Source organism: Aureibaculum koreense (assembly GCF_034296135.1).
In the GTDB taxonomy this organism is placed as follows: Bacteria; Bacteroidota; Bacteroidia; order Flavobacteriales; family Flavobacteriaceae; genus Aureibaculum.
This window is the reverse complement of record NZ_JAXKVV010000011.1, coordinates 48,949-64,822: the sequence shown is the minus strand read 5'-3', so window position 1 is coordinate 64,822 and position 15,874 is coordinate 48,949. Positions and strand designations below refer to the sequence as shown.

The window sequence follows — 15,874 nt, the reverse complement described above, 5'->3', positions numbered from 1 at the left end:
TATTGTAATCGCTACAAATATTAAATTAACCCTAACTGGAAAGCATAATATGTACGTAAAAAGACCTAACCAAATGCTACTGATATTTTTAACACTAGCACTATTTTCATGTAACAATTCAAAAACAGACAAGGAGCTGGATCCATCGTTAATGCTATGGTACGATAAACCAGCTGCAAACTGGACAGAGGCACTACCCATTGGCAATGGCCGGTTGGCTGCAATGGTATATGGAGGTATTGAAAAAGAAGTTATTCAGTTTAACGAAGAAACGCTTTGGACCGGGCAACCGCATGATTATGCTCATGAAAATGCTCATGAAGTATTAGGTGAACTCCGTCAGTTACTTTGGGAAGGAAAGCAAGAAGAAGCTCACAAACTAGGTAATGAGCGGTTTATGTCGCAACCTTTTGGGCAGTTTTGTTATCAACCTTTCGGAAATGTATTGTTAGATTTCCCTGACCATAACAACACCAATAATTACAAAAGAAAACTGGATTTAGAAGATGCCGTTTCAACAGTAATTTATGAAACCGAAAACTCAACTATTAAACGAGAGGTTTTTGCGTCAGAACCAGATCAAGCCGTTGTAATCCATATTGAAAATTCAACTAAGGGAGAACTGAATTTTAATATCGGTTTAGATTCTCCACACTCAAAATATAAGGTAAAAGTTGAGGGCGACGAAATTGTTTTAAAAGGAAAAGCAAATAATTATCCTAACGAATTAGATGCTCAAAATAAACCGTACCCAGAAAGTAAGCTCACCTTTGAAGCACGCTTAAAAGTAATAAATAAAGGCGGAGAATTGATGGCAGAAGAAAACACAATTAAAGTTGTTAATGCCGATAGTGCTACTTTGTTATTAGTTGCTGCAACCAGTTTTATCAACTACCAAGATATTAGTGGAAACCCTGAAGAACTTTGTAAAAAATACCTTAGTGACTTGAACGGTAAATCATACGAAACATTAAAAACCGATCACGTAAAAGATTTCAGTAATTTATTTAATCGTGTAGCAATTGATTTAGGAAAATCAGAAATTTCAAACCGTTCCACCAATGAACGATTGATTTCCTTTACTAAAGATAAAGACCCCAATTTGGTATCACTTTTTTATCAATACGGAAGGTATTTATTAATTTCATCCTCAAGAGTAGGTACACAGCCCGCAAATTTGCAGGGAATCTGGAACGACAAACTATCACCTCCCTGGGATAGTAAATACACCATCAACATCAATACCGAAATGAATTATTGGCTGGCCGAAATGACCAATCTTTCAGAGTTGTCAGAACCATTGAGCCAGATGGTAGAAGATTTAGCCGTTACCGGACAAAACGTGGCAAAAGAACATTATAACCTAGACGGATGGGTAACCCATCATAATACCGATCTTTGGAGAGGTGCTGCACCAATCAATGGTGCCGATCATGGTATTTGGCCTACGGGTGGGGCATGGTTAAGTCAACATTTATGGTGGCATTATCAATATACCTATGATAGGGAATATTTAAAAAACGAGGCTTATCCTGTTTTAAAAGAGGCATCACGATTTTTTGTGGGATACCTAGTTCCCGATCCGAAGAATCCGGAATGGTTGGTAAGTGGTTCCAGTAATAGTCCCGAAAATGGAGGATTGGTAATGGCTCCGACTATGGACCATCAAATTATTAGAAATCTTTTTGCCAACACTATTGAAGCTGCTGAAATTCTTGGTGTAGATGCTGATTTTATAAAAACAGTAAAAGAAAAACATGCTAAGATAGCACCCAATTTAATTGGTAAACATGGGCAGTTGCAAGAATGGTTAATTGATAAAGACGATCCTGAAAATAAGCACCGCCATGTATCCCATTTATGGGGATTGCATCCTGGCAATGAAATTCATCCGTTGACCACTCCTGATTTGGCGGAAGCTTCCAAAGTAACCCTTTCGCATCGTGGAGATGGAGGCACGGGTTGGTCCAGGGCATGGAAAATTAATTTTTGGGCTAGGCTTTTAGATGGAGAGCATTCATTTTTGTTACTTCGAAATTTAATGGTGCCATCACTTAAAGAAGGAGTTGACATGGAAGATAAGGGTGGGCTTTATCTTAATTTGCTCGATGCCCACCCTCCTTTTCAAATAGATGGCAATTTTGGTGCCACTGCTGGAATTACCGAAATGCTGTTACAATCGCATTTAAGGGATGAAAACGGGGACTATTTTCAGGATATTCTTCCTGCACTTCCATCGGCATTTCCCACAGGGAAAATTTCTGGAATAAAAGGCAGAGGAGCTTTTGAGATAGCTATTGAATGGCAAAATGGAGAATTGGTTTCTACCAGTGTTAAATCTCTAGTAGGCAACAAGCTAAATTTGCGGTACAACGGGAATTTAATCTCGCAAGAAACTAAAAAAGGAGAAACATTATCATTTACCCTAGCTGATTTTAACAACTAATATTCAAATTCTCTCCTTTCTAAAAATATTAAGGATGGGGCACTCCCAAAACATCTGCAATAATCTGCTCTAATTGTTGTTTTGGCAAGGCACCTTGTGCCATTTGCGGCTGTCCTTCAGTGGGGCAAAACAACATGGATGGAATACTTCTAATGGCAAAAGCCGCTGAAAGTTCCTGTTCTTTTTCCGTATCTACTTTGTAAATATTTATTTTGCCTTCGTATTCTTCACTTAACTGTTCCAACACGGGAGCAATCGCTTTACAAGGTCCGCACCAATCGGCATAAAAGTCTATAACACAAGGCACGTCGCCTTCAAATGTCCATTCCTTATTTTTTTCGTAATTAAAAACCTTCTCTAAAAAAGTTTCTTTTGTCAATAATTCTGTCATGTTTTATTATTTATTAATTATTCTCCGAATTAAAATTCGAACTCTTTTTTTACCTCTCCCTGCCCGTCCGGCAGGCGGGCTTGGGAGAGGTCATAAATACCATTTTTGGTATTTATGGGTGAGGTCTCAATAACCGTTCCGCGAATAAAATAAAGACAAATTGACGTGTTTCTTGTCAAATCACTATAACTTAAATCACGTTCTGTTAGAATTTTGTAACTTATACGTCTAAATAAACTAACCTACTAAAATAATTTATTATGAATTCAAAAGTAACTATGGTATTAAGAATACTGTTGGGATTGGCACTTGTAATTTTTGGTGCCAACAAGTTTTACCCATTTATGCCAGCACCTGAAGAAATGTCTGAAGGAGCTGCAAACTTTATGGGTGCATTGAACAATACTGGCTACATGTTTCCGCTAATAGGTGCAGTTGAAGTCGTCTCTGGGCTTTTATTGCTCTTAAAAAAATGGGTGCCTTTTGCTTTGGTATTGTTAGCTCCGGTAGCCGTAAACATTGTATTGTTTCATGTTTTTCTTGAGCCCGCAACCATTGCTCCAGGTTTGGTAATATTGATTATCAATATTATACTTATTTATACCTATTGGGATAAATACAAAACCCTGTTTGGATAATAATTAACTAATTTATTACCAAGGCATATCTTTTTAGGTATGCCTTTTTTTCTTTATTTTTGGGGTTCTTATAACTAAATAATCTTATCATGAACTTTTCAAATAAAAATATTAGCCTGTCCCGACACTTCGGGAAACTCCACATTACAGATATCAGATTTGTGAGTAAAAAAATTCTTTTTTTGCTTTCATTATTATTGATAATTTCTTGTAAAGAAGAAAAAACCGACACTATAGCTATGGATATAAAATACCCAACTACAAAAAAAGTAGATACTGTTAATACTTATTTTGGAGAAGAAATAAAAGACCCGTATCGCTGGTTGGAAGATGATATGTCCGATGAAACGGCTCAGTGGGTAGAAGCTCAAAACAAATTGACTTTTGGCTATTTAGACCAGATTCCTTACCGTGACGAGCTTAAAAAACGTTTGGAAAAATTGTGGAATTACGAAAAGTATTCTGCACCTTTCAAAGAAGGCGACTATACTTATTTTTATAAAAATGACGGATTGCAAAATCAGTATGTGGTTTATCGCCAAAAAGCAGATGAAGAGCCTGAAGTTTTTTTAGATCCTAATACTTTCTCTGAAGATGGTACAACCTCTTTGTCAGGATTGTCCTTTTCAAAAAATGGGAAATTAGCCGCGTATTCCATTTCGGAAGGTGGTTCCGATTGGCGAAAAGTTATCGTAATGGATGCTATTTCCAAAGACATTAAAGAGGATACATTAATCGATGTAAAATTCAGTGGTATTTCATGGAAGGGTAATGAAGGTTTTTACTATTCAAGTTACGATAAACCTAAAGGAAGCGAATTGTCTGCAAAAACAGATCAGCATAAATTATACTACCACAAATTAGGAACTTCGCAAAAAGATGATGAACTTATTTTTGGTGGCACCGATGCTGAAAAAAATAGATATGTAGGTGGTGGTGTAACAGAAGATGAAAGGTATTTGATTATCTCGGCATCTACTTCTACTTCTGGCAACAAGCTTTTTATTAAAGACTTACAAGATAAAAATGGCACATTAAAAACAGTAGTTGACAACTATGATAGTGATTCTTACATCATAGATAATATTGGCAGCAAATTATACATTGTAACCAATATGAACGCACCAAATCAGAAAGTGGTTACTGTAGATGCTTCAAATCCATCTTCTGAAAATTGGAAAGATTTTATTCCTGAAACAGAAAATGTATTAAGTCCAAGTACTGGTGCTGGTTATTTCTTTGCCGAATATATGGTCGATGCGGTTTCAAAAGTGTATCAATACGACATGGACGGAAAACAAATACGAGAAGTAAAATTACCTGGAGTGGGTTCTGCAGGTGGCTTTGGTGGAAAAAAAGATGCTAAAGAATTGTATTTTTCTTTCTCAAATTATACCACACCAAGCACTATTTATAAATTTGATCCAAAAAGTGGTGATTATGAAGTCTATAAAAAACCAGAAATTACAGATTATGACAGTAATGACTATGAGTCAAAACAAGTATTTTACACTTCAAAAGACGGTACAAAAGTACCAATGATTATCACGCATAAAAAAGGACTGGAATTGAATGGCAAAAACCCGACTATACTTTATGGTTATGGTGGATTCAATATCAGTCTTACACCAAGCTTTAGCATTGCTAATACGGTTTGGTTAGAGCAAGGTGGAGTTTATGCCGTGCCAAATTTACGTGGTGGTGGAGAATACGGAAAGGCATGGCACGATGCTGGAACAAAAATGAAAAAACAAAATGTATTTGACGATTTTATTGCGGCTGCGGAGTATTTAATTGCCGAAAAATATACTTCTTCCGATTATTTAGCTATTCGAGGTGGTTCTAATGGAGGATTGTTAGTAGGTGCAACCATGACTCAACGTCCAGATTTAATGAAAGTGGCATTGCCCGCCGTTGGTGTGTTAGATATGTTGCGTTACCATACGTTTACCGCTGGTGCGGGATGGGCTTATGATTATGGAACAGCCGAACAAAATAAAGAAATGTTCGAGTATCTAAAAGGGTACTCCCCAGTACATAATGTAAAAGAAGGTGTCGAATATCCTGCAACTTTGATTACAACGGGAGATCATGACGACCGTGTTGTGCCTGCCCATAGTTTTAAGTTTGCAGCTGAATTACAGGACAAACAAACAGGTAATAATCCAACATTGATCAGAATTGAAACCAATGCTGGTCATGGAGCAGGAACACCAGTTGCTAAAACCATTGAACAGTATGCCGATATTTTTGGATTTACATTACATAACATGGGGGTTAAAGAATTAAAAGCTGGTTTTAAGGATTGATTAGCCCATCCCTAGCCCTTCCCCAAGGGAAGGGAATTTAGTTTGGTAATTTTTATAAGTCCTCCCCTTTTTACAAGGGGAGGTGCCGTCCCGATAGCTATCGGGAGGCGGAGGGGTTAAAGTGCCTTTAAGTTAATGCCAAAATTCAATAATTGTTTACAAAACTCTTCAATAGGATACATGCTCCAAGTAATAAATATTTCCTTTAGTTACCACAAAACACCTGTTTTACAAAACATCAGTTTTAACGTAAAAAAAGGAGATGTTTTGGCTGTTGTTGGTGAAAGTGGCTCCGGTAAAAGTACATTGCTAAAGTTACTTTACGGAGAATATGATCTAAACGAGGGGCAATTGCTTTGGAACGACAAAGAAATTCTTGGACCAAAATTTAACTTGATTACTGGCCCAGAATATATAAAATTCTTATCTCAGGAATTTGATTTAATGCCTTCTACCACAGTTGAAAAGAATATTGGTGAATTTCTATCTAATTTTTATCTCAAAGAAAAAAAAAGACGTACAGAAGAATTGATTAAAGTTGTAGAGTTGGAAGCTTTTGCAAAAACAAAAGTCAGGTTTTTAAGCGGTGGACAGAAGCAACGTGTTGCTCTTGCCAAGGCACTCGCCAAACAACCTGAAGTGCTATTACTAGATGAGCCTTTTAGCCATATAGATAATTTTAGAAAACGTAGTTTACGAAGAAAATTGTTTGCCCATTTAAAAGAAAACAATATTACTACCATTGTTGCAACACACGATCAAGAAGATGTACTTTCTTTTGCCGATAATATGTTGGTTATACACGATGGCAAAAAGGTTGAAATGGATACACCACAACAATTATTTACGAATCCTAAAAACAGTTTAACAGCTTCTTTTTTTTCGGAATTTAATGAGTTTAAAATTTCAGAGATTTCAAATTCAAATAAGAATGATACTGTGATAATTTATGCTCACGAACTTGAATTGGTTAAAAATTCCGATCTAAAGGTTACAGTAAAAAAATCATATTTTAAGGGAAATTATTACTTAGTTGAAGCTGATTTTAAGGGTAGAAATATTTATTTTGAAAATGATAAAAAGTTGGAAGAAAATCAGAAAATTTACCTTGAAATTGACAACAGAAATATTGCACAAAGACTTACTTAATAAATTTCATTTACAACAATTTTATCATTAAACTCAAATTCATCCCCAACTTTTTTGCCTAACAACAATTTTCCAATGGGTGAGGCAATAGAAACGGCATAATATCTCTTATTTTCAACTTGTAATTCACCAACACTTATCGCTAAAAAATAGTTGTTTTTGTTGGTGATTACAAGACTTCCCAATTTTGCAATTTTAGAATTATCATCTAACAAAATTCTATCTAGAATTGTTTTCATTTGGTTGATTACCGCGAGTTGTTGTCCCGTTTTTTCCATTTCAAGTTGTAACATAGCTCTGCCCGTTTCGTGTTTATCACCTGCACTGCTTTTGGTTTCAGAACTTAGTGCTTTTTGATTTGAGGAAATAATTTTGTTCATCGTGTTTTCGCGTTCGAGAACGTAATTTTGGCAAGCCTCAAAAAGTTGTTGTTTAATTTTTATCATTTCAAAATTAAGAATTAGACCTACAAGGTCTTGGAGACCTTGCAGGACAAACAAACTTCTTAAAACATAGTGCGTATGACCCAAAAACACCATGATGCGAAATAGAAATTGTAGGCATTTGTTTTTGATTTAACCTCGGAATTCCATTAGTATCTTTTTCTATTTTCACTTTAGATATTGGAATATCAAACCGGTTAGAAATTGCAGATTTTAAATTTTTATAAGTAGTTTTATTTTGAACCTCGTAAGTATCATTGTTTAACTTAAAGAAATCCACGGAAAACGACTCATTAATATTCAACAAGGCAATAGTATGAATACAATCATTGGAAATATTTGATGTGGTAAAATAGGTGCTGTTGTTAATTTGAACCTTATGTTGCTCGGCACTAATATCACATTCAAATTTTTTTGGTGCAAAAAAACGAACACTATTTTGTCTGCTATAAATTTTATAAGCACTTTCTTTCATACTCCATAATAGCCAAACCATCTCAAAAGAGTTTTTTGCATTTTTGATATATTCTTGTTCCTTTTTTGTGAAAATTTTCTCTAGAAAACCATTTCTCTTCCAATTGCTTTGGGTTCTGGCCAAGTTTAAATCGACAATATCGTTTCCAATCATTTTTCTGCTAATTTGGTTTCGATAATTTCCATCGCGGCTTTTACAGATAACATTTTTTCCATGGCTTCATTGTCAATTTCTATGTCGAATTCGTCTTCTACATCTAAAATAACATCCACTAAATTTGCAGAATTTATTTTTAAATCATTAATAAAATCGGTTTCCTCTGTTAAATTTTCAAAGGCCGCTTCATCTTGAATATAGGGTTTTACTATTTTTTTTAGAGACGTTATTAGAGTTTCTTTATTCATTTTTTTTGTTTTCTATTATCTATTTGGATGTTGAATTGATGCGGACACCCCTATGGTCCCCTCTAGGGGACAATCTTCAATTAAATTTTCTAAAAATAACACAAGCATTTACATCTCCAAAACCAAAACTGGCTTTGGCTATCAAATTTAATTCTTTTTTGATCAATACCTTTGGGATTTTATCTTCATCAATTAAATTTAATATTTCATGATGTACATCTTCACAATTAATTGTTGGGGCAATAAAACCTTCTTTTAACTGAATAATTGACGCTACACTTTCAATAGCTCCAGCGGCGGCCAAACAATGCCCAACCATGGATTTTGTGGATTGAATATAAGGGAAATCCTTCCCTTTTCTATTGAGTGCTTTTACCCAATTTTCAATTTCATCAGGGTCTTTACTGGTTGCAGTTAAATGTCCGTTGATCAAATCTATTTCTTTAGCATTTATACCGGAATTTTCAACTGCTTCTGATATACAACGCTGAACGGCTTCTGAATTAGGTGCTGTCATTGTACCCCCATTTCGTTGTCCGCCTGAATTTACCGTACCTCCAAGAACCTCGGCATAAATTGTGGCATTTCTTTCTAACGCACTTTCTAATGATTCTAATAACAAAGCTCCTGCTCCACTTCCGGGTACAAATCCAGAAGCTGAAGCACTCATGGGTCTTGAACCTTTTTCTGGGCTGTCATTGTGCTTATAAGTCATCACTCGCATGGCGTCAAAACCGCCCCAAAGATATGGGCCGTGATCACTACAACTACCAACCAACATGCGTTTGGCTTTGCCATTTTTTATCCTTTCATATCCCATCAGAATAGCTTCCGTTCCTGTTGAACAGGCGGAAGAATTGGTACTGACTTGATTTCCCAATCCTAACATTCCACCGAGGTAGGCACTTACACCACTCGCCATAGTTTGGGCAACAACGGTACTTCCTAAACGCCTTACTTGTCCATCATCCAATTTATAAATGGCTTCCCTGAATTTTTCAATACCAGATGTTCCGGTTCCGAAAATAGTGCCGCTTTCAAAATCTACATTTTCATCATTTATTGATAATCCTGCATCTTTCCAAGCATCAGTTCCTGCGATGCAACCATATAAAATTCCCGAACTGTTAAAATTTCGCAATTGTAAATCGGTAAAATATTCAGACTTTTTTTCTTCTGAAATATTAGGAATTCCGCCAATGCAACATGAAAAGTTCAAGTCTGCCAATTCTTGGTAAAACTTGATTCCCGAAACACCGTTTTTTAAGGCATGCGTGAAGTCAGCAACACCTACTCCGTTCGGTGCAACTACACCAAGACCCGTTATAACAACTCGATTTTTCATTTTATCATTCCAGAAATAAAACCTCTACAAACTAATTCATCAGAGGCATTTAGCATTTTTACTTTGCACTTTAACTTGTTAAACCTAAAATATTCTTTCTCGGAAATTACAGTCACCTTATCTTCAGGAAATACAGGAAGATAAAATTCAATGGCCTGAGAAGTCAAAGCTATTTGTGGTTTATTTTTATCAAAATTTTCGTTTTTCAATAAGTAAATCCCCAAACAAACAACACCAATTTGTGCCATGACTTCGGTCAAAATAACCCCTGGTGTTATCGGGTTATCTTTGAAATGACCTTGATAAAAATATTCGTCTTTTTTAAAAGTGTAATTTCCTTTAATTCCATTTTCGGAAATATCACTCAATTCATCAACAAACAGAAATGGTTTTTGGTAAGGTAATAATGATATGATTTCTGATACTGTCATATTTTATTCGTCATTCAATTTAAAAAGTTCATTTGCTTTCACAATGCTCATATTGTTATTATTAATTGTCAAAAAATATTATAGCCCAGCTTACACTTTAAATGAACCACCCCGCCCATAATATTATCAGCTAAATAAAAATCTTTTGTTCTGGGCACCCCTCCTTGAAAAAAGGAGGGGAATTGTCGCGTTTCCTCAATTATAATTCAACAATTTTTCAAACTAAAAAACCATCAACAGCGTTAGTTCCCCTCCTTCGGAGGGGTTAGGGGAGGCTTTTTCAACTTATATGCTCCCCTCCATCTACGGGAATAATACATCCGTTTATCCATTTCGCTTCCTCCTTGCACAATAAATATACCACATTGGCTACGTCTTCGGGTGTTGTTAATCTTTTAAAAGGATTGCGTTTTAACGTATGTTCTTTTATTTTTTCACTTCCCGGAATTGCCCTTAACGAAGCTGTATCAGTAACTCCCGCTTGTATGCAATTTGCTTTTATTCCAAATGGGGCAAACTCTAAAGCTATGTTTCTGGTAATTGCTTCTAAAGCGGTTTTTGCAGCGGAAACAGCCGCATAATTTTGCCAAGCCTTGGTATTTCCCTCGCTAGTAAAACTAATAATTCTAGCATCTTCTGCAAATAATTGAGCTTCAAATATGGCTTTTGTCCAATCGTACAAACTAAATGCCATGGCATCTAAAGTTAAGTGGAAATCATCATTTTTCAGTGTTGGTTTATCTTCAGATATCATTGGTTTTAAATTGCCTTTTGCCACACTATGCACCAAAACCTTTATACTTCCTTTATCCGAGAATTGTTCAATTATTTGAGTTCTTGTTTCTTGTTTAAAAGCGTCTTCATTAAAGGTTAACATTTCAACTCCCGTTGATTTAATTTCAGAAAACTTTTTTTCAATTTGTGGTAATTCTGATCTTCTGTTTCTATGGACGATACAGATATTGAGCCCATGTTTGGCTAGTTTTTGTGCGGTTGCCAATCCCAATCCGCTGGAACCTCCTAAAATCAAAGCCCATTCGTTATGTTGAAATTCTTTTACCATCGTAATAAAATTCTTTGTGCTGAAAAGCCAGGGCCAAAACTTAACATCAATCCAATATCGCCTTTGGGTAGATTTTGATCCATAAAACGTTCCAACACATATGAAACCGTTGCACTGGACATGTTTCCGTACAGTCTCAATACTTCTTTAGTATCATCAATATTTTTACCCAAGGAACCAAATAATTCTTCAACGGTTTGCACGATTTTTTTCCCTCCAGGATGAAAAACCAGATGATCCACATCTTCAATTTTCAATTGATTTCGTTCTAAAAAAGGATGTACAATCTTGGGAAAATGATTGGCAATAGTTTCTGGAACGGATTTATCTAAAATCATTTGTAAACCTGTATTTCGTAATTTAAAACCCATCATATTTTCAGCATCGTAAAAATGATACATGGCATCATCCAATATTTCAGGACCCACTTCATTTTCATAGGAAGATAAAATTACGGAAGCCGCTCCATCGCCAAAAATAGCGGCACTCACAATATTTACCATAGAATAATCTTCCAATTGAAAAGTAGCAGTTGGCGATTCGACCGCAATAACCGCAGCTCGTTTATTCGGATTAGCTTTTAGAAAATTTTTGGCATAGATAATCCCCGAAACCCCGGCAGCACATCCCATTTCGGTTACGGGCAACCTTATAATATCTTGACGCATTTTTAAACTATTGATCAGATATGCATCTAGAGAAGGAATCATAATTCCCGTGCAACTGACCGTAATGATAAAATCTATATTATTAGGTTTTAAACTCGCTTTTTCCAACGATTTTTTCAACGCCGATTCTGCCAATTTGATAGATTCACGGACATAAATATCGTTTTTTTCTTCAAAAGAAGAATTCAAAAAAACTTCATGAGCATCCATAATGGAATACCGTTTATCAACACCTGCGTTTTCAAATAACTTAATTACTTTCCGCTGAAAACGCTCCTCTTGACCAGTCAACCAAGTTTTGATATAGGGTAATATCTCTTTGGTTGTTCTAGTGTATTGTGGAAGTTGTTTTGCAACTGATGTTATTTTAACGCTCATGTGGGTAGTTTATCTGTTTTTCCGTTTATGGTTGTTCTGTTTAGACATCATACTTTTTTTCTTTTTTTTCGTACCTCGTACTTTTAACCTCGTACCTTTTTTAGAATCCATTGAAATCGAAAAGCCCATTTCCAATTGAGTTCACTTTTTACATTCAGTTGTTTTGACATTTTTTCTAAGTCTTTTCTTTTAAAACCCCTTAAAATTGATGTTAATCCATCTTGTTTTACCATTGGATTTTTTATGAACAAGCTCAATCCTTTAAATAAATAATATGCTAATTTATGACGGTGAAGATCATTTACCAACACACCCAATTTAGCTTTTCTTAACTGATTTGAAAGTAATTCTATCAATTGATCTTCTTTAAAATGATGTAGAAACAAAGTTGCCAACACCAAATCATATTCTAATGACTTGAATTCATCCGAAAAAATATCCTGTTGAAGATAGGTAATTTCTGGATACTCTTTTGACAATTCTTTGGCATAGTTTATTGTATAGCTATTGGCATCAACACCTATCAATTTAAAATTGTAATTATTTCTCTTCAAATAATCAGATACGATTCTTAACATATCACCATTACCGCAACCCAAATCGACAATGGTAAGTTTTTTGTGTTTTGGATGGTTTTTAAGTATTTTTTTTAATGCATTTAACGTTACATGATTTCCGCCCAGCCATTTATTTATCGTAGCCAACTGGTCTAATGTATTGTAAAGATGCTCTCCTTCCATCGAAAAATCATCCATAATTTCAATGGCTTCACTTCTATTTTTTGTGTCGATTAAAAAGTTCATGAAGCAGTCAGAGGTTTACCATGGGTTTTTTTGATGATTTTTGGCAACATACCCGGAAAACGTTGCAACCCGAAAAGCATTAATTCTGAAATAGAATTTATGTTAAATAACCTCGCAATAATGTGACCCGCTTTTAATCTTGATTTGAATTCATTATTCCATTGCTTTTCATATTTTTTTTCCATTTGAATTCGTGATATATTGTTATCGAAAAAATCTAAAATCAATTCGGAAGCTATTTTGGCACTATGTATAGCCATACTCATCCCATTGCCACATAAAGGGTGAATCATTCCTGCTGTATCACCGCACATAAGCATATGGTTTTCTATAGGTTTTTTAGAGGAAAAAGAAACCTGACCAATGGTTAAAGGTTTTTCAAAAACAGCTTTAGAATTTTCGAAAATATCTTTTAAATAGGTGTTTTTATACAATACATTTTGTTGAAAATCATCAATATTATTATACTTTTTAAAGGCTTTGTAATTGGTAATATAACATAAATTAATACTGCCGTTTTCTACTTTTGAAACGCCGCAATAACCACCTTTAAAATTGTGAAGTGCTACCAAATCTTCAGGAAAATTTCCTGTTACATGTGTTTTAACGGCCAAGTAGGGCGACTCGTTTTTAATAAATTTTCTGTTTAATTGCACATCGATATTTGAGCGTTTTCCATAAGCACCAATAACCATTTTTGAGCTGAATTTTTTCTCGTTTTTTGTAAAAACAGTAAATTCATCATGCTGAAATAAAACATCTACCACTACATCATGAATTACTCTGGCACCATTTTCAACTGCTTTTTTTGCCAATAAATGATCTAAAGTGTATCTGCTTATCCCAAATCCGCCCAGCGGTAATTTCGTCTCTAATAATTTACTTTTAATAGTGCTAATAGCAAAATTGGTGATTTTTTTTGCACCAGAATCCAAAGGGTTTATTCCTAAATATTTCAAATAAGGTAAAACTTCGTTTGAAATATATTCTCCACAAACTTTGTGTTTGGGATAATCGTTTTTTTCAATAACCAATACTTCAACCCCTTGTTTTGAAAGATGCAAAGCACTAATCAGACCCGCTAAACCGCCTCCAATAATGATTACTTCTTTCTTTTGGAACATATTACTTTTTATCTACAAAGTTCACTTCAATTTTAACGGTATCGGACATGACCCAACTACTCTCGCCCACTCCATAATCCAGTCGATTAATTGAAAAGTTTGATTTAAATAAAATTAAACTCTTAGTTTCACGCACTTCAAGTGGAATAACAATGGTTTTTGTCGTTTTTTTAATTGTGAGTTTAGCCGTTAATTGATACTTATTGCCCGATTTTTTTTCAATTTTAGTTGAAGTCAATTTTATGGTACTGAATTTTTCAACATCGAAGTAATCGGCGGTTCGTAAGTGTTTGTCCCTTTTTTTGTTATCTGTGTCAATCGAACTTACTTGAATTACACCCTTAATATAACTATTGTCCAAATTATCCGCGTCAAAATTGGTAGAAATGTTAACCTTATTAAAAGTGCCATCCACATAAAAACCCATGTTTTTGATTTTGAATTCTATAGCTGGCGGTCCTAGTGATTGTTCTTGAGCAGAAACACTACATAAGCTTAAAAAAAATAGTATATTTATTACGATTCGCATAATTATTATTAATTTTAAAAATCTTATTCTTTATTTATACCTACAAGGTCTTCAAGACCTTGTAGGATAACTTTCAAGACTAATCCATTAGTTGTGCTAATTCTTTGCCAACTAGAAAACCTATTGCAATACCCATGCCACCCAACCGTACGCCACAAGCTACATGGTTACTCAACTGTTCAATAATTGCTTTTTTTTGATTTCCAACCCCCATAATACCACTCCACCGGTGTTCAACTTCAACAACTTTATTTGGTAAAATTGTAGTCGATAATAATTCCTCTAGCTTACTTTGTATTAATGTTGTTTGAGCGAATTCTGTAGTTTCTTCCGCTTTAAAATCCAAATTTCGCCCACCTCCCAATAATATTCTGTCATCAATATTTCTAAAGTAAAAGTAACCTTTATCTAAGTGAAAAGTGCCACTAACGGATAAATTTTTAATCGGTTTGGTAATCAGTACTTGTGCTCTGGCCGGTTTTACTTTTAAATGAAGTAATTTATTCGCAAAGCCATTGGTGGCAATCAACAATTTATTTGTTGAAAATTCGCCAATATTGGTTTTTATTTTAACGCTATTTTTCTGTTCTGAATAATTTTCAACAGTACAATTATTGAGTATTTTAATACCTTTTGACTGTGCTTTTTGTAATAATGCCACCATTATTTTACCCGTGTCTATTTGTCCTTCAAAACGGTTAAAAGCAAGTTTGTCACTAACTTTTAAAAAATTGAATTTATTGGCAACGAAAGAAAAAATATCTTGTTTAAAAATAGGTTTTAACAGTTGATTAATCTCTTCTTTTTTCTCAAGACAATCGTTAAGAACGATTTCGTCATTGAACAATTCATAACCTCCAAGTTGTTGAAAATCAATATTTTTATCACCCAAATTTTCACGAAGTAAATGTAACCCTTCCCATCGTTTTTTAACCAATTCATAAGCTCCTTGTTCCGAATGAGTTTTTAAATCGTCTATAATTTCAGATAAGCTCCCAAAACAGGCAAATCCCGCATTTTTGGTACTAGCTCCTTGAGGTAATATTCCTTTTTCAAGAATGAGAATATTAGCCTTTGGGTGCTTCTCTTTTAAAAACAAAGCAGTGCTCAGTCCTACTATACCACTTCCAACAATGGTGAAATCAACATTGGTGAACCATGATTTTATTTCCCAATAACTTAAATTCATTTTTAGATCATTGATTTTTTAAAGATAGAATTTTTTATAGAATCAAATAATTGGTCATACCTATCAAGCGGATTAACCCCGAAAGGGCT

At 34.7% G+C, this 15,874-nt stretch carries 16 protein-coding genes; 4 read left to right on the top strand and 12 right to left on the bottom strand.

Annotation, left to right across the window (positions count from 1 at the left end; translation table 11 throughout):
- Positions 1 to 73 precede the first annotated feature (73 nt).
- Complete coding sequence (locus UMM65_RS11065) at positions 74 to 2,446, top strand: glycoside hydrolase family 95 protein (RefSeq protein ID WP_321976604.1); 2,373 nt, start codon at positions 74 to 76, stop codon at positions 2,444 to 2,446.
- A 28-nt stretch (positions 2,447 to 2,474) separates the two neighbouring features.
- On the opposite strand, the gene trxA is transcribed toward UMM65_RS11065, so the two are convergent.
- On the bottom strand, positions 2,475 to 2,837 hold the full coding sequence (trxA, locus tag UMM65_RS11060; RefSeq protein WP_321976603.1) for a thioredoxin: 363 nt from the start codon (positions 2,835 to 2,837) through the stop codon (positions 2,475 to 2,477).
- A gap of 260 nt (positions 2,838 to 3,097) precedes the next feature.
- On the opposite strand from trxA, the gene UMM65_RS11055 reads away from it, so the two are divergent.
- The 3 genes from UMM65_RS11055 to UMM65_RS11045 all read left to right on the top strand — a co-directional run bounded on the left by UMM65_RS11055 (position 3,098) and on the right by UMM65_RS11045 (position 6,933).
- On the top strand, positions 3,098 to 3,475 hold the full coding sequence (locus UMM65_RS11055; protein WP_321976602.1) for a DoxX family membrane protein: 378 nt from the start codon (positions 3,098 to 3,100) through the stop codon (positions 3,473 to 3,475).
- A 239-nt stretch (positions 3,476 to 3,714) separates the two neighbouring features.
- Positions 3,715 to 5,784: a prolyl oligopeptidase family serine peptidase gene (locus UMM65_RS11050; protein ID WP_321976635.1), complete on the top strand. Its 2,070-nt coding sequence runs from the start codon at positions 3,715 to 3,717 to the stop codon at positions 5,782 to 5,784.
- Positions 5,785 to 5,964: 180 nt separating this feature from the next.
- The gene (locus tag UMM65_RS11045; RefSeq protein WP_321976601.1) at positions 5,965 to 6,933 is read left to right on the top strand and encodes an ABC transporter ATP-binding protein; all 969 of its coding nucleotides are present in this window, start codon (positions 5,965 to 5,967) and stop codon (positions 6,931 to 6,933) included.
- Here the strand turns inward: UMM65_RS11045 and UMM65_RS11040 are convergent.
- The 11 genes from UMM65_RS11040 to UMM65_RS10990 form a co-directional block, all read right to left on the bottom strand.
- On the bottom strand, positions 6,930 to 7,379 hold the full coding sequence (locus UMM65_RS11040) for a GreA/GreB family elongation factor (RefSeq protein ID WP_321976600.1): 450 nt from the start codon (positions 7,377 to 7,379) through the stop codon (positions 6,930 to 6,932). The two genes, UMM65_RS11045 and UMM65_RS11040, sit on opposite strands and share 4 nt — an antisense overlap.
- Before the next feature lie 7 nt (positions 7,380 to 7,386).
- Complete coding sequence (locus tag UMM65_RS11035; protein WP_321976599.1) at positions 7,387 to 8,004, bottom strand: 4'-phosphopantetheinyl transferase family protein; 618 nt, start codon at positions 8,002 to 8,004, stop codon at positions 7,387 to 7,389.
- Positions 8,001 to 8,255 carry an acyl carrier protein gene (locus tag UMM65_RS11030; RefSeq protein WP_321976598.1) on the bottom strand — a complete coding sequence of 85 codons (255 nt, stop codon included), beginning with the start codon at positions 8,253 to 8,255 and terminating at the stop codon, positions 8,001 to 8,003. Before UMM65_RS11030 ends, UMM65_RS11035 begins: the two co-directional genes overlap by 4 nt.
- 76 nt (positions 8,256 to 8,331) lie before the next feature.
- Positions 8,332 to 9,600, bottom strand: a complete 1,269-nt coding sequence (locus UMM65_RS11025; protein WP_321976596.1) for a beta-ketoacyl-[acyl-carrier-protein] synthase family protein — start codon at positions 9,598 to 9,600, stop codon at positions 8,332 to 8,334.
- Positions 9,597 to 10,031: a 3-hydroxyacyl-ACP dehydratase FabZ family protein gene (locus UMM65_RS11020; RefSeq protein ID WP_321976595.1), complete on the bottom strand. Its 435-nt coding sequence runs from the start codon at positions 10,029 to 10,031 to the stop codon at positions 9,597 to 9,599. The genes UMM65_RS11025 and UMM65_RS11020 overlap by 4 nt, the downstream gene beginning before the upstream one ends.
- 280 nt (positions 10,032 to 10,311) lie before the next feature.
- The gene (locus tag UMM65_RS11015; protein WP_321976594.1) at positions 10,312 to 11,094 is read right to left on the bottom strand and encodes an enoyl-ACP reductase FabI; all 783 of its coding nucleotides are present in this window, start codon (positions 11,092 to 11,094) and stop codon (positions 10,312 to 10,314) included.
- Complete coding sequence (locus UMM65_RS11010; protein ID WP_321976593.1) at positions 11,088 to 12,140, bottom strand: type III polyketide synthase; 1,053 nt, start codon at positions 12,138 to 12,140, stop codon at positions 11,088 to 11,090. Before UMM65_RS11010 ends, UMM65_RS11015 begins: the two co-directional genes overlap by 7 nt.
- A gap of 83 nt (positions 12,141 to 12,223) precedes the next feature.
- Positions 12,224 to 12,943 carry a methyltransferase domain-containing protein gene (locus UMM65_RS11005; protein ID WP_321976592.1) on the bottom strand — a complete coding sequence of 240 codons (720 nt, stop codon included), beginning with the start codon at positions 12,941 to 12,943 and terminating at the stop codon, positions 12,224 to 12,226.
- On the bottom strand, positions 12,940 to 14,067 hold the full coding sequence (locus UMM65_RS11000) for an NAD(P)/FAD-dependent oxidoreductase (protein ID WP_321976591.1): 1,128 nt from the start codon (positions 14,065 to 14,067) through the stop codon (positions 12,940 to 12,942). The genes UMM65_RS11005 and UMM65_RS11000 overlap by 4 nt, the downstream gene beginning before the upstream one ends.
- Position 14,068: 1 nt before the next feature.
- Positions 14,069 to 14,596, bottom strand: coding sequence for a YceI family protein (locus tag UMM65_RS10995; protein ID WP_321976590.1), 528 nt, complete (start codon positions 14,594 to 14,596; stop codon positions 14,069 to 14,071).
- Between the two features lie 79 nt (positions 14,597 to 14,675).
- On the bottom strand, positions 14,676 to 15,785 hold the full coding sequence (locus UMM65_RS10990) for an NAD(P)/FAD-dependent oxidoreductase (RefSeq protein ID WP_321976589.1): 1,110 nt from the start codon (positions 15,783 to 15,785) through the stop codon (positions 14,676 to 14,678).
- Positions 15,786 to 15,874 lie beyond the last annotated feature (89 nt).